Source organism: Sphingorhabdus sp. Alg231-15 (assembly GCF_900149705.1).
Classification (GTDB): domain Bacteria; phylum Pseudomonadota; class Alphaproteobacteria; order Sphingomonadales; family Sphingomonadaceae; genus Parasphingorhabdus.
This window is the reverse complement of the sequence record NZ_LT703001.1, coordinates 2,701,173-2,717,638: the sequence shown is the minus strand read 5'-3', so window position 1 is coordinate 2,717,638 and position 16,466 is coordinate 2,701,173. Positions and strand designations below refer to the sequence as shown.

The 16,466-nt window shown below is 49.5% G+C and carries 3 protein-coding genes; all 3 read right to left on the bottom strand.

Annotated elements, in window-relative coordinates; all coding sequences use genetic code 11:
- Nucleotides 1-372 precede the first annotated feature (372 nt).
- From DG177_RS13375 to DG177_RS13365, 3 genes are read right to left on the bottom strand one after another with little or no spacing between them, the layout of a single operon-like run.
- Nucleotides 373-14,736: a putative Ig domain-containing protein gene (locus tag DG177_RS13375; RefSeq protein ID WP_108811931.1), complete on the bottom strand. Its 14,364-nt coding sequence runs from the start codon at nucleotides 14,734-14,736 to the stop codon at nucleotides 373-375.
- Nucleotides 14,733-15,479: a hypothetical protein gene (locus tag DG177_RS13370; protein ID WP_108811930.1), complete on the bottom strand. Its 747-nt coding sequence runs from the start codon at nucleotides 15,477-15,479 to the stop codon at nucleotides 14,733-14,735. Before DG177_RS13370 ends, DG177_RS13375 begins: the two co-directional genes overlap by 4 nt.
- The gene (locus DG177_RS13365) at nucleotides 15,479-16,192 is read right to left on the bottom strand and encodes a toxin-activating lysine-acyltransferase (protein WP_108811929.1); all 714 of its coding nucleotides are present in this window, start codon (nucleotides 16,190-16,192) and stop codon (nucleotides 15,479-15,481) included. The genes DG177_RS13370 and DG177_RS13365 overlap by 1 nt, the downstream gene beginning before the upstream one ends.
- Nucleotides 16,193-16,466: the final 274 nt, after the last annotated feature.

Here is a 16,466-nt window from a genome sequence, read left to right as displayed (position 1 = left end):
AAGAACCAGCCGGATAGCCAGGGTTTGGTCAGTCAGTGCGGTTGTAGTTTTGCCGGTGGGTTCGCGCTAAGTCGACTTGGGGTCTTATGCTTTGTACCGACCTCAAGCATTTTTCAATCACTTGAAAGTATCTGGTGCCAGAAGATTCGTGGCCGCCTTTTTCATAGTTGAACATATTGCAACATTTGTCTTACTTTTCTATAAGTTACGAGAAAGCCGACTGAACATGCAGAACCATAGGTTTACACTATTTCGCACGTCAAAAGGTGGGCTAATAGGATAGCCACTAGCGCGAGTCACAATGCACCAAAAGGTGGCCTGATGTATCGATCGCAGAGGTCCATCCACACACCGAACTTAAACATGCCAGACCTACCCCACGAAATAGTCCATCATGGGGGCTGTCCGTTCACGCTCCTTCATCATTGTTGCACCTGAGGAAGCGCCAAATACGTTCATATCCTGGGTCATCAATGCGAGTTTCAGCAAGTCTGGATCTGCAGTTGCAACCGATTCCTTGGCCACAATATCGGCACTCAATCCGATCACTTCTTTAGCAACAATGGTTTCAGTAACCGCACCGTTGTTAGAACTCAGTGTATTTGAAGCAGACGCATCCGCAGCAGATGCAGTCTGAGCACCTGAGTTTGCTGGTTTTTCGAAGTAGTCGAAGACATTCGCGTCCTTCGGGGCGTCAAAGCGCAATCCCTGCCCTGTAGCGGCATTCTGATCTCTCAAGCCATCTCTCAGACCCATCAACTGTGCATCGTCCGGTTCAAACTCAGATGCGACAGCCAAGTATCCTTCCCGTTTCCAGTGTTGCAGAGAAGAGCGCCCATTGGAATATTGGATCTTGGACGCTGCGCTTCCAGCTGGCTTGAAGGCAAGGACCGCATCGCCAACGGCTCCAGTGGTGCCATCTGTGCGAGTAAAGCTGGATGTCGCAAGCAATATGTTGTTGCCAACCTTTACACGTTCATTGGTTGCACGGCGATCGAGACTGACCGAAGCAATGCCATGATGATCCAGAGTTGCCAGTTCTCCAGCATCCGTGAGCCCATTGTCATTGCGATCAACCCAGACTTTCAATTCGCGGAAGCGTACGTCGAGGCTGGACACTATGCCATCACCATTGCTGTCGAGCGCCGAGAGCGCCTGAAGATCACTTTTGGCACCAGGCGCTTCGGTGAGGAAGCTCAGCTCGGTACCATTGTCGATCAAACCATTATTGTTGCGATCAATGACAAGGAATCCATCGCCCTTGCCGGTCCAACCGACATTGTCGCGCGATCCGTCGCCATCCATATCAAAGCGCGCTTTGCTCTTCTTATATTTGCGCAGCTCAATGCCATCCCCGTCCAAATCCAACACGATTGGGGAAAGCATGCCGATATCACGGTTCTTGAAGTTCAGAACCGATGCACCGTCCAATGCTTGTGTGACCCCTTTCTTGGACCCAATCATCAATTCGCCATCTTGTGCATAGATACGATATTTTTTTGACTTGCGGCGGAAAGCTTCCGAACTGAAATCAATAACCGGCAGCTCTGGAACACCTTTTTGGAAGAAGGTAATCGCTGCATCAGCGAAGCCGCCAGTGGATCCGTCGGCTCTTGTAAATGTACCCTGATTGACGATAGCCACATCGCCTAAGGTGAAGCCCGATTCTGTTGCTGTTGCATTGAGATCGATTGATTCAATTCCCGCATCTTGCAGCGTGAATGTCTCACCAGCATCCACTGCGCCATTGGTGTTCAAGTCCTGCCAAACGCCAAATTCAACAAAGCGATCGTCCGCAGCAGAGAAGATAGTATCGCCATTACTGTCAAATGCTCTCAAACCATCAAGGTCTGAGCGCGCCTCTTCTGCATCATCAACAAAGCTGATCTCGTTCACACCGCTTACAAAGCCGTCACCATTGCGGTCAAGGAACAGGAAGGCATCGCCGCTGCCAATCCAGCTCGTGTCATCAAGGACACCGTCCGCATCCAGGTCAAACAGCGCATTGCTTTGTGCCGCAGAAACAACTTCTGTTCCATCACCGTCAAGATCGAGAATGATGGGCGAAGCAACCGATATGGTCTGATCGGAAAATGCCAGGCGTTCAATGCTGTAAAGCTGATCCCGGCCATCGTCGCCATTTACAGTCGGATCTTCGTCGCGTGTGCGGACATAAAAGCCACCAAATTGAGTCTGCAGCTCATATTCACTGCTGGTGCCGTTGAAGTAAGCGGTATCGGTACCAAAGCCGCCATAGAGCTTGTCGTCACCGGCATTACCCCAGAGATGGTCGTTTCCGAACAGGCCGAAGACACGGTCATCGCCATCACCGCCAGCCAGATAGTCAGCCCGGAAACCACCAAAGATGTAATCATTGCCGGCGCGTCCGAAGATTTCATTCGCTCGGAAGAAGTTACCGAATAGAAAGTCATTCCCTTCAGTACCCTGACGCCATCCAGAGAATGGATCGTCAACCCGAAGCTGTGCAGTGGCGGTAGAGGTAAGCTCACCATCGCTGATCGTATAGGTGAAGCTGTCTTCACCCTGGAAGCCCGCATTTGGCGTATAGACGATGTTGCCGTCGGCATCGAAACCAACGGTTCCGTTGGTACCATCGGTTACTGAGACCACGCTCAGCGTATCACCATCTACATCGCTATCGTTATCAAGCAAGCTGGATTGCAAAATCGTAAGCTCATCGCCACCTTCAGAAAGGAAGATATCGTCATCAACTGCAATCGGTGCATCATTGATAGGATCAATTGTTAGGGCGAAACTACTAGCAGTGCCGAGCTGGCCGTCACTGGCCGTAACTTCAATATCCAGAACTCCATTGAAATCTTGAGGTGGTGTCCCGGTAAATCTTTCACCGTCAAAGCTGATCCAGTCTGGTAGAATATCTCCACCGACCAAAGCTGCAGTCAAAGTCAGAGCATCACCCTCCACGTCTGCAAAAGCATCCTGCGGGAGTGCGACATCGAAAGATGTGTCTTCATCACTCGAAACGTCGCTCAGAACAGCTGTCAGAATGGGCGCGTCATTAACCGGATCAATGGTGAGCGCAAAATCATTGCTGACTTGCAATTCACCGTCGTTCGCAATGACACGGATATCCAGCGAGCCATTGAAGTTGGCCGGCGGCATTCCGGTAAAACGAACACCGTCAAAACTAAGCCAGATGGGAAGCTCTGAGCCATTAACCAGCGCAGCTGAAAGGGTTAGTGCATCACCATCGATATCCGAGAATATATTGGTTGGCAGCGCGACATTTACCACCGTATCTTCATCTGCGTTGATGTCGGCAATGGCATTCAATACGACCGGCGCATCGTTCACCGGATCAATTGTCAGTGTGAAATGATCCACGATATCAAGTTCACCATCACTGGCAGTAACGGCAATATCGATATTGCCATTGAAGTTTTGGGGCGGTGTACCGGTTAGCCGGATACCATCAAAGGTCAGCCATGCGGGAAGGTCAGAACCATCGGACAAAGTAGCGGTTAGCGTCAGTGGATCACCATCTACATCCACGAAAGTATCCGTTGGAACTGCAACGTCAACCTGACTGTCTTCAGCGGAAGAAACATCGGCAAGCGGTGTAAGAATAACCGGCGGATCATTCACCGGTGTAATTGATAGAGCGAACAGATCCGAAGCCTCAAGTTCACCATCACTTGCCGTAAGCGCAATCTCAATCATGCCATTGAAATCTTGTGGCGGTTGACCGGCAAAGCGTGCGCCATCAAAACTCAACCAAGCTGGCAAATCGCTACCATCCGCCAATGTGGCCGACAGTGTCAGGCTGTCACCATCGACATCCGCGAACGTATCTGCTGGCACCAAGAAATCAATTGGCTCATCTTCTAGAGATGTTTGATCAGACATCATAAGCGAGAGAACCGGAGCGTCGTTGACCGGATCAATTGTCAGCGTGAAATTGTCACTGACCTCGAGAGAACCGTCACTTGCCGTGACAGTCAGGTCTATTGTGCCATTGAAATCTTGTGGGGGTGTCCCAGTGAAACCTGTCCCGTCAAATACGAGCCAAGCGGGTAAAGCAGAGCCATCCAATAGCGTGGCAGAAAGAGAGAGCAGGTCACCATCAATGTCTGTGAAGGTGTTTGCTGGAACGATCAAATCAATCGGTTGATCTTCATTGGATGATTGATTGCCAATCGGTACGCTAATTTCCGGTGCAGAATTAGCTTCTACAACGATCAAACTAAAGACGTCAGATGTTTGTGCTTGTCCATCAGAAGCAGAAACCCGAATCTCGATCTCGCCGGCATCGACGCTAAGTGGAGCTTGGCCGCTGAATGAAGCACCGTCGAAAATTAGCCAGGCTGGCAAAGGATCGCCGTTGGCTAAGGTGGCGGTTAGCGTTAGGGTATCTCCATCGATGTCTTCAAACAGATTTGAGGGCAGATCGAATGAGAAGGGTTCTCCCTTTATTCCCTCAGCATCTTGTAGGCCGACAACCTGAACTGGGGCATCGTTCACCGGTAAAATGGTCAATGCAAATGTCTGGCTATTCGTCAACTCTCCATCACTTGCGGTGACCGCGATTTCCAAGCTTCCGTTGAAGTTGGCGGGAGGAGTACCGGTAACTCTTTCTCCATCGAAGGAAAGCCAATCTGGCAGAGGTGATCCGTCAAGAAGAGAGGCTGAAAGCGAGAGAGTATCGCCATCAATATCTTCAAAGCTATCCGCTGGTATGGCAACATCAACAAACGTATCTTCATCGAACTGATTTTCGAGCAACTCTACTAGTATGGAAGGTGCGTTGTTCGAAAGTCCAACACCCAACCGCACTATCTGACTTGCAGACAGAGCTCCATCACTGGCAACGATCTCAATGTCGAAGCTGCCGGTAACGCCCTCCGGTGCTGTTCCCAAAAATCTAATTCCATCAAAACCAAGCCAGTCCGGTAATGGATCGCCATTTGCCAGAGTCGCCGTCAGTGTTAGTTCATCACCGTCGGCGTCTAAAAATGCATCCGTAGGAACGGTGAAATCAACAATGCTGTTCGATTCAACAGACAGATCACGAATGATCGACTGAACGACAGGCGCATCATCGACAGCTTCGATAACTAACGTAAAGACATCGCTTGCAGATGCCGTAGCGTTTGTTGCAGTCACAATTATGCTGAGATTGCCATTGAAATCTTCCGGCGGAGTGCCCGTAAATCGCGAACCATCAAAGGCCAACCAGTCTGGCAAGTTCTCTCCGCTGGTCAATCTTGCAGTGAACGCAAGGTCACCATCCAACACATTTACAAAAGCACTTGCGGGTAGTTCCAGATCAACAGCGGTGTCTTCCGGAGTGGGCGGATTGTTCAAAGCAAACAGCGCTCCCGGAGCAGCTGTGGCACCTCCGATGCTAACAACGACCGGCTGCGTAAGAATATCGCCTGCACTGTCCGTGATCTCGACAGTGTAAGAAAGGCGCACAAACTCATCGGAAGCAAGGCCACTAAAATCAAAACCCGTTGCAGTGAAATTCCAATCTATCGAATTTGGCTGGGCATTTTCTAAGTCGTCGGGGCTAACTTCTGCCAATGTCAGCCATTGACGAATGATATCGGCAGAAGGCAGTTCTGGTGCGTTACCCTGTATCTCGACATCCGTGATTTGGGCTGTATGAGAATCACTCAAATCAGTCTCAGAGAACAGGATCTCGCCTTCAACCGCACCACTCAAGTCAGAAGGCATAATGTTGGCTGCGGTTACTCCGCCTACAAATACGGGTGTATCATTTGAGCCTGTAACGTTGACTGAAATAGTTTGAGACAAAACGCCACCACGTCCATCGTCGATCTCGATGGAATATTCGATTGTGCTGGTCTCATTCTGGGCCAAGGCCTCGAATCTATCGCTCCCGGCCACGAAGAACCAACGATAACCACGATTTGCCTCGTCGACATCTTGTGAAGCATCCAAAGACAAAAATGATAATGCATCACTATCATCTAAAACACCGCTTAATGGTCCTGAAATCGAAACACTGGAAACGGTAATCTCGTGCAAATCATCAATATTATTATCCACAAAACTGGCGACGCCGGATAACACAAATTGTGAATCAACATCCCCTGTGGAGGACAGTTCCTGGAATGCTGCTGCAATCTGGTTCTGATCTGTCGTTGGATCAAAATTGGTATCAATTCGGGCTAGAAACTCTTCTCGCGCCCAAACACCTCCATCAGAGAAGAGTATGGCAACTGCACCGTCGGGATATAGTAGTTCACTGGCAAATGGATTTGGGATTTTTAGCTGATCGCCCTCTCCGAAATCGAATAAAACAAAGCCGTCAGCAAACTCTTGAATATTCAGGTTTTCTCTACTCAGCTCAGGACCTAACTCGACAACAAGAGGGATAGCCCCTCTGGGGTCGGCGGATATAGGGATCGATCCGCGGCCAGTTGTAGGGATAAAAGCATCGACCTCGACCTTGCCGTATCCCCGCTTGTAGTGGACAGTATCGTTGCCTCCACCAGTAACGATTTTCCGTACGATGCCATTGGGATCGAATGTTTCCGAACCACCGGTATCTCCAAAAAATGTCGCCTCTTGCAATCCTGATTCAGGCCTTAAGCCAGCGGAAATCATTTGTTCGTTGGCCAAGGCCAGCACCGCGCTAAAGTCTATGGTGTCGCCTATTGCGACAACAAGCTCGTCGCCTCCGAAAACAACCTCGTCTCCACCAACGCTCCCGTCAGAAAATCTAAAATTCTGGGAAAGACTGAATGGTCCACCATCACCATCCGCTGTAACAGCATCAACGAGTCTTACTTTGTCACCATTTCCAAAATCTATGACAAGAGACGATGACGCGTCGACATAGACTGCCGCCGTTTCAAGAGACAGCCCGGGACCAAAAATTATCTCGTTGAAGCGGAAAGAGGTTACCCTTCCATTGTCAACCAAGATCTGATCAAGATTTATGGAAACCTGCCCATATCCCTGATTATAAATGATGGTGTCTTCATTGCCTCGACTAAAGATCTCGCGGGCGAAACCCATTGGATCAAAATCCACGCCATATTCATCGCCAATCAATGTCGTGCGTGATTCACTGCCCGTGAAAAATTCGGCCAACAAATCCTCATTCGTCCATACCGTACCATTAGCGAAACGAACTTCTGCTACTCCGGCAAAAGGAGTCGAAGGTGGCGTCCGTTTCCGATTTTGCGGCAGACTGTCTGGTTCTGTAAGGATTGTGCCGCCTCCAGGCACAAGCGCATTCGCCAAAACAACTTTGTCATCGCCAATCTGGAGTTCGATATCGCCAGCTAAGTTTTTAGTAACAAGAACCTGATCAGGTGATATTTCCGCTCCGAATTCCAATACTGAAAGCTCGGCGTTTGGATTCGAGTTCAATTGATCGATCGTCAGCGAACCATAGCCGCGCTCAAATATAAAAGTGTCGCTACCGCCGTTACCTTCAATTCTAAAATACTCACCACGAGTGTCGATAATATCATCACCGGCACCGCCGACTATAGTGCCTTCCTCAATTCGCGTGGTAACTACTCGGTCAGCAATATCCTCAGCCGACCATATAGTTCCATCTGAGAAAACCACTTCATCGATGACGAAGCGTGATGCATCAATCTCAGGACGAAAAATCTCTCCTCCACCAAACTGATTTTGTATAGAGATGGTATCGTCCGTTCCGCTGATCTGAAGCGTGGCATTGTCAAAAGAAGGAAAATCATCTCTGGTAATATAAACATCATTTGGATCGATATCGGGACCGAACTCTATCCGATTACCAACACGCGGTGCACCCTCGCCACCGAAGCCCCTCTCTACGTAGCTCCCGTCGCCAACAAAACCGCCCACGCTTGCTATTACGTCCAGTGATTCAAGGTTTTCGAAGCCTGGAGATTCAAAAAAGACCGTTCCGAGATCAAATGAGCCAGCATTAATAAACGGATCAACTCCATTTTCGGACAAGAAACTATTTGCCGCGCTGATCTCCGATACGATGCTGGATGCAATAAAGTCTCCGTTGCTATCAAATACCGAGACGAGCACCTCCGGCGGCTGCTCTTCGGTTTGATCGATGATTGTGTCTTGACCATCCCCCTTGTTGAATCTGTAGACATCAACAGCTCCCCCTCCGATGAGAGTGTCGTTTCCTTCACCTCCATCTAGAACGTCGACATTGTCACTGCCGGTTAGCTGATCATTACCCGCCAGACCTTCAAGAGTTGATCCTTCAGGTGATGCAAAAAGGAAATCATCTCCCAAAGTGGCGCCAATGCCCAGCTCAAAAATATCGGAAGCATTCAGTATAGATCCATCAGCAAATCTAAGCTCGCCGTTTGTTGACAGAACCTTAGCATTTCTTTCGATGGATAGGCTGTCATCAAGGCCTGCGAAGGACAAGGTCAGAAGTTGACCGTCCGGTGACGCAGTTACTGAAATGTCATCTGCCGACAAGCCAGGACCGAATTCGACAACATCCTGAAAAGCAGGTGAGAAGAACCGTCGATCATCTCCGGCAACAATAGTATCCTGACCATCGCCTAAGTTGAAACGGAAGATGTTGTTACCATCGCCACCAGATAGAATGTCGTTGCCCGTTCCACCGACGATAACATCATCTGCGGCACCGCCTCTTAATTCATCGTCACCGGCTCCACCATCTAACAAATCGCCGCGGTATGTGCCGACAATCAAGTCATTGTCATTAGTCGAAACCAGCATCTGTGTAAGCAGATCATCAACGGTAAGTTCACTGCCATCTATAAATCTGATCATACTTGCAGCATGGTCGGGATTTATTAGCGCATCGCTTAATGTGATCGACTGATCAGAGTCTATGATTGTGACAATCAAATCTCTACCGTTAGGTGCTGCCACTGCTCCAATATCAGCAATGCTTATCGTAGAATCAAACTCGATAACATCATTGCCTATACCGGCTCGAGCGAACCGAACGACGTCGTGGCCATCATCCCGAGAGAAGCGATAGATATTGTTGCCAAAAACGCCATCCAAAAGATCGTCGCCAGCCCCGCCAATCAATATGTCATCACTACCGCCACCGATCAGTTCATCGTTGCCGTCGCCGCCGTCGAGCAAATCTTCTCCGAAGTTACCCAAAAGGCGATCGTTGCCGCCGTCTCCCGAAAGCGTATCCTGTCCATTTCTACCTTCGAGTATGTCGTTGCCTTCACCGCCCGACAACTCGCCGCCAGCTGTCGGAGCGAAAAAGACATTATCTCCGCCATTATTCTCAATGGAGCGAGAGAGAATTTCGCGGCCAGTCCAGATCGTTCCATCAATGAAGCCGATGCTTGTTTCGTCAACCTTGCTCAAGAAATCAGTGATTATTATCGACTGATCTTCGCCAGCAACAAACAATGTGATGGAATTTCCATCCGCACCATGGGTTACGCTGATATCGCCTGGATTGATGGTCGCATCAAAGCGGATGGTCGAGCGACCATCATTCTCATTGTTCACGATGTCATGACCATCACCGCGTGAGAATCGATATTCGTCATTACCCCGGTCAGATAAGGTTGTTCCGTTCCCGGTCAATATGTCATCACCGGCACCGCCAATTAATATGTCATTGGATTCTTTACCCGAAAGCCTGTCATTACCTTCAACGCCAGAAAGCGTGGAACCACTATGATTGGAAAATAGGACATCATCCCCTGACGTCCCTGCAGTCGCGAGAGAGAGAATTTGGCCCTCTGTAAGAACAGTACCGTCCGCAAAGACTATGTTGAAGGTCGGGCTAGCCGAAGTGAATCGACCCGGGACGGACCTACCGTCCTCCAGAAACTGGATCAGAGTGATGGATTGATCTTCGCCAACAACGGTAAGAATAATATCCTCACCATTTTCCGCCGGACGTATGACAACATCTTCAGGCGCAATCGTATCGTCAAATTCAATAGTGCTAAGACCACTATAGTCGTCGACAATATCATGCCCATCACCTCGCGAAAAGCGGAACACATCATTGCCGTCGGCGCCTTGCAGTATATCATCGCCGGCACCGCCTACAAAGACATCGCCTGCAAAACTAAACCTCCGCGCATCAAAAACATCATTGAAATTGAAGCCTAGATTATCATTTCCGGCACCGCCAACTATGGTTTCGGAAAGACGTGTGCCCGTTATCCGGTCATCGCCATCCGTGGCCAGACGCGCTGCTGCGGCATCGCGAACAAAGCGCTCGGATAGCAGCGGCCCATCGGCAAAGCTGATACGCTCAATAGAAGCCGTTCCATCATCGGCAAAATAGCCCTTGATCAAAACGGTTTCATCGCGTCCTTCAAAACTGATTTTGAGGTCGCGATTGTCATTCCCGACAAATTCAAGGACTGCGAGCGTGGAGAATAAGCTGCCCTGAAAAGCCACTTCATCGGCTTCACCAGCTGCATCGATGACAATATCATTGCCACTGCCGTCGGCGAAGACATAGGCGTCGGAGCCAATACCCCCCATCAACACATCATCGCCAGCGCCGCCGTCGATCAAATCAGGGCCGATGCCGTTCAATCCAGCTTCAATGGCGCCTTGCAACACATTATCACCATCATCGCCGGTTATTTCGTTGAAACCAGGAATTGCTGTTCCGTTGAATAAGGAACGCGTCGACAATAATATCGGAAGCGTCTGGTTGCCCGTATAGGCGCGCCGACGTTCGTCGAGCAACGATCCATCGCGGTCGATAACGCCTAAAATATCGCTCCGTTCACGAACCCAATTGGTCCAGCCATCCCAGGGGTTGTCTGCGTTGAATGCAAAACTTTGAAGCTCCGCATCGATGAAACCAGCGATGTCCCCACTGATTTCATCTGCTCCAAAGTCATAGCGCAGGGCTGCATAGCGCTGTAAAAAGGGGCTAAGTTCCGGCGTATTTTCCGCATCGATTAGAGTTTGATCGATTAATTGTTGTAAGACCGTCGCCTCGGGTAGCTCAGTTTGCTCACCCACAGCAGCAATAATATTCCGGAACCGGTCAAGTGAACCTCGATTTTGTTCTATATCGGCCCAACCTGCTACAAAACGGGTCACCAGTTCGGTTGAAAATCTTGCGAATGTTCTGTGGAAAACCGGATTACCCGCACCGCGTCCTGGACCAACTCCAGAAATAAGAGTTTGATCCACGATCGCACGGCCCAAGAACTTCTCAGCCGTTAACTCGGCCTGCCGCTCGTCAAATATGCCGCCATTGATAGCCACACCTGCCCAACGCGCTAAAATGTCATCAAAAGCGCTAGCTTCATAATGATAGGTTGTGGGACCGGGCCTGAAGACACCTCTTAGATATCTGCCGGGCCCGGATTTGGCAAAAGATCGCCCATTCAATTCATCGATCGATTCATAGTCACCAGCCATGAAATCCTGAACCATTTGCTTAAGGACAGGATCAAGGCTCATCGCGGTCCAAAGGTCGGGAAGGTCGCCATATCCCCTCAGGTTTGGCAGTGTAAAAACATCGGGATCAAATTGAAATCCATCGGGAATGACAAACAGTGAATTGCTTGTGTCTGTACTGAATCCCACTGCAACCACTTCACGGTCAAACCCATCTTCGCCTGCAAAGCTGCTGATCCCCAATATGCTGTTACCAGCACGGGTACGCTCAAAACGTCTCGGCGCGACATCGTTCAAGTCAATTGAGACAATGTCTTCTTGTGTAATGTTGCTCAATTCACCAGCAGTGCTGATCCCATCGCCATCATCGCGCCAGATTAGTAATTGGTCCCATATGCCATCAGCCGATGTAATTTGATTATCGCTATTGCTGTCATATTGGGCCAAGATCGTAAAACCATCGACAGTTGGTGTGCCGAATAGTTCGCTACCGTTATCGATAATGCCATTTCCATTGGCATCAAAAGCAAGCAAACCTTCGCCTGGTTGGATCCAGCCTGTACGCTCTACAAAATTATTGCTGTCGAGATCGAAAAAGGCATCAGAAAGCGCCAAAGACCTGAGTGAAACATCACCTAGATTCAAATCGAGAACTAGGGGATCACGATTGGTAAAATAGGGGCCGAAAAGACGGTTGAGCAAACTACTTAGAGAGCGCTTAAAGAAGTCCGTTGGATCAAATCTATTGGGGTCATCTTCCGGATCTTCATCGCGCAGATTGATGCCGCCATCGCCATTGACGAAGTCCTTGATGACAATTGTCTCGTCGTTATATTTGACCTCAAGTATCTCACCTGAGAGGGTATATTCTTCTTCTCGCGAGCCTATATAAACATTGCGGTCCGCATCCAGAACTCCTCCCTCGAGCAAAAATCGATTGAAGAAGATAAGGTCAAGCGGATCAATATTGGCTACTTCATCAGCGCCATTTACATAGAGGAAATCTCTGCCTGCACCGCCATCCAGTATGTCTGTTTTACCATCATTGTCGCTCGGGTCCTGTTTGAGGTTGCTATATATTGAGTCATTTCCAGCACCACCCGTCAGGATGTCGGCACCTTGGCCACCCTCGATCCTGTTTGCACCGGCGTTGCCGGTAATCTGATCATCACCATCACCACCAAGCACAGCATCGGCGTTGCGTATCGTAAGTTGAACCCCGTCATCAAAAATGAGATTTTCTTCGCCAAGATTAACGATCAAGCCTTCGTTTCTGGCGCTTATGTCGATGAGGTCAAAATTGTTAGAGGGCGTCGCCCCCAGATCAATATAGTCAACAAGGCCAATATCAGCGTCGGCCGCAATGACCAATGTATCGACATCTCTGCCAGCTTCGATGGCCGCCCTTTCCAAGGAAACAAGATCATCATTGCCAAAGTCAACCACACTGGCGAATCTTATTTCGAGACCAAAGCCTTCTGCCAACTGATCGGCAGCAACTGTTGCACTTAGATCAATAGTAGAAACGCCATCATTCCATTGAAAGACGATTATATCATCGTCTTCACCGCCGTCATACGAATCAGTTGCACCATCCCGATTGGCAATAATTGTGTCATCGCCGCCTCCACCGCGAACGACGTCGGTATTCTGACCGCCGTCCAAATAATCTGCCTCAGAGCCGCCATCAAGCGTGTCTTGTCCCGTTCCGCCCGATAACCAGTCCTTACCGCCACCGCCGTTTAGTGTGTCATCGCCGATACCCCCGTAAAGGATATCAATGCCAATATTCCCGGTGACATTGTCGTCACCCCGTTCGGCAAACAGAAAATGATCACCTTCGTCTGCATATGAAAAACTTTCGGTTGATGTTGTTCCAACTTGAAGACCTAATCCGGGCAACCCATCTACTGGACGAAAAATGAGACCTTCTTGCAGAGAAAAAACAACTTCATCTATGCTTTTCAGCAGATCGATACCTGGCTTTGCTTCGTTGCTATACCATTGCTCCAAATCATCCCGATCACTGCCATCGCTTGTAAACGAGGCATTGATCAAATCATCAATCAACCCTTGCTTACCACCTGCTTCATGGAATTGGCCGCCTACGGACCATAGATCATTGCCGAAGTTTACGCGCAGTGCTGCCGGAACTTCACTGGGTCCTTCTTCGGACAAGATTTCCAATATGCCACCGAGAACATTGGGGTCATTAGCCGAAAGCTGATCTGCCTCCACATCTCGCAACGCCATCAATCCGGCAAATTCTACCAATAGCTCTGAAAGCGCACTGCCATAACCGATAGAACCGCCGCGCGATGGCAGTAATTCTATTGTTTTGCCAAGATCCGCGGCATCGTTGAACATCGAGCGGATTGCGACGTCTCCAAAGGGACGTTCACCTTCGTCAATTGCACTGTAGGCGATGGCGGATTGTAAAGTAGAAACATCGGTGCCTAGTGGCCCTCTAAACTGCTCGATGTCGGAAGCTAATGTTCCAGCAACTTCTTCACTAAAATACGCATCCCATAGTTGTGGCGCGACAGCTTCCCAGTCATCAGAGACATTGTCTCGTGCCCAGATGAGATTGACCAAGAGCGCCTGAGAGTGAAGATCGACAGGGTTACGACGGTCTCCATTACTGTCAACACCATCAACAGATACACCATAAAATATATTCTGTTCCGGATTAGCTAATATATCACCCGTTCTGATGCTACCGAGCACTTCACCAGTAGTAGCAAAAGCTTCAAGATCATTGGAGCTAGCAGGAATTATATTGCCCATTCCATATATTCGGTCCCGCAATTGCTGCTGGCTATCATTCGCGGGATTGGCCGACGCTTTAAAAGCCGCATCGACGGCCAGCGCGTATGGCATATGATCGAATAATACCCCATCATTGCCATATAGAGTTGCGACATATCCCGCTAGCCCGCCACCAAGTGAATGCCCTGTGGTTGTTATATCGGAAAGGAACGGGTTCACCCCACCAGCGACGGCCTTGTAAAAGTCAATCGCCAGATTGGCTTGTCCTCCAGGTATCCCTGCACCCACGATCCAACCTGTCAGAGCATCTTTTACAAGCGGTCGATCCAGAAAGTCCGTTACGTCGGGTGCATCCCAATTTGCATTTGTACCACGATAAGAAATGACCGTGCCCGATAGCCCTGTAATGTCTGCTCCGGATACGTCATAGGCGATGGCGTAAAAACCGGTTGATTGCCAACTAGAAAATTCTTGCTGCCCTATTCCCTGAGATTCTCGACTAATGAGACTAAACTTGCCTAGACTATCTCCCGCCACGATCAAGTTCTGATCATATTCGCGGTTATATGCATCCAAAGATAGTAGTGCTAATGTAAGATCACGAGAAATCATTTGTATAGTTCCGTTGTAAAGTAGCCAGGGCCAACTCTCTGAATAGGCGTTGAATCTTTAAGCAATCTGGGCGGATCAGGGACTAGAGTTCCTCTTTCGCGCCCAACTTCTTCCAACCACCCCAGCCTTTTCTTTATTCCCATCGTCACCGGTTCATCGGCAATGGTTACAGTAATGGCCTTGATAGCGTAGCCTTTACCAAGGCTAGCGGTGGCATCATGATAATTGACCAGAAACACAGATTTAGGGTTGTTTATGTCGTCAAAGCTAACCAGCATGATACAATCAAATCGATAATTGACGCGCTCTACGCCGCGTTCATCACCGGTACGTTTCTCACAGGGAAGCTTTGTGCTCGCGCCAAGGTTCGAAGCAATATCACGGATGTCAGCGACCCGGTCTTCGCGCTCCCTCGGGCGGGAGCGAAGCTCTCGAAATTGGCGTTCAGGGATCAATTCTTGCCCGCTCACCAATCCAAATAGTGTTTTGCCGTTCGGCAAGTCTACGGCCACAGCTTCTCCTTTGAATTTACCATTATAAGGCGAGGCTAAGGCCAAGCTTGGTCGGCTCAATGTCCAGCTCCACACGCTGGACCCGGAGCGCATTCCTTCAGGCGTATCGACCTCTATAGTGACCTTGTATCGAACTTCTGCGCTGCTCTTTTTGCCAGCTCCGGTTTCTTTACATCCACCGAGCGACATTAGCATCGCTACGGTCAATAAACTTAAAAATGCCCGGTTCATTATGCCTCGCCTTTGTTTTCTATATCTGCCGTTAGCTCCTGCCTGACCTTCGCGCCATTGGCGTCGCCTGCCGACTTACCCTTCATCTTCTTGAGTAATTCTGGATCAACCGACCGTGCAACAATAGGGTGGATGGCGACCGGTTTATCCTTCGCGACCTGACTGAAATTCGCCAGCACTGCAGTCGCTAACTTGCGATTAGGCGCGATAACGTCGAGCAACCACAGTTTTTCGCCGCTAACCCAGTCTTCGCTGGCCAATCGAATGGGAAAAGCGCCGCCTTTAGTCTGTTCCCGGATTTTTGCATCGACATCGTCCGACACGCTCGCCCAGATGGCAATCCCAGCCAGTGTCTCGGCGGCAGCATTATCCTCTTCGGTATCTTTAGGCCGTGAGGACGCAATGGCCAATCGGTCACGGAGCAAAGGTTCGATGATCAAATGGGTGAGATCGTTCAACGTTTGATTGCGATAGCGCGGCAAGTTCATCATCGCGAGAACTACTTGACCAACGCTTGTCTGGATTTTCCCGCGCAATGCGGCGATTTTCTCCATCGCTTGAGGCGTCAGCGTAGGCCTGCTGCTGGCATCTGTATCGACTGTACCAGCCTTATCGGCATCAGGCTCGGCCGCAACAGCTTTTGCTGTAGGCGCGTTTTTACCGGCCGCAGACCCGTTGGTCGCAGCTTTCTTGGCTGGTTTTTTCGTACTCATTGATATTCTGGCCCCTCAATACAAACTCTTCTGACCGCCAACCCCCTGCTGGTCAGCTACGCCAGCGTGCGAGTCACCGCACGCCCAGTGGTAAAAATCCGCAAAAAACCGGATATTCACCAACTAAACCTGTACATTTTTATGTTGCAGGCCCCCACGACTCTTCTTGCAGACTAGCCGCAAAATCAGACAAGACAAGTGCAATTGCATGTAAAACTTTGATAAAATATACATCCATTTTGGATGTATATTGAAAAGCCGCAGAATATCGCTG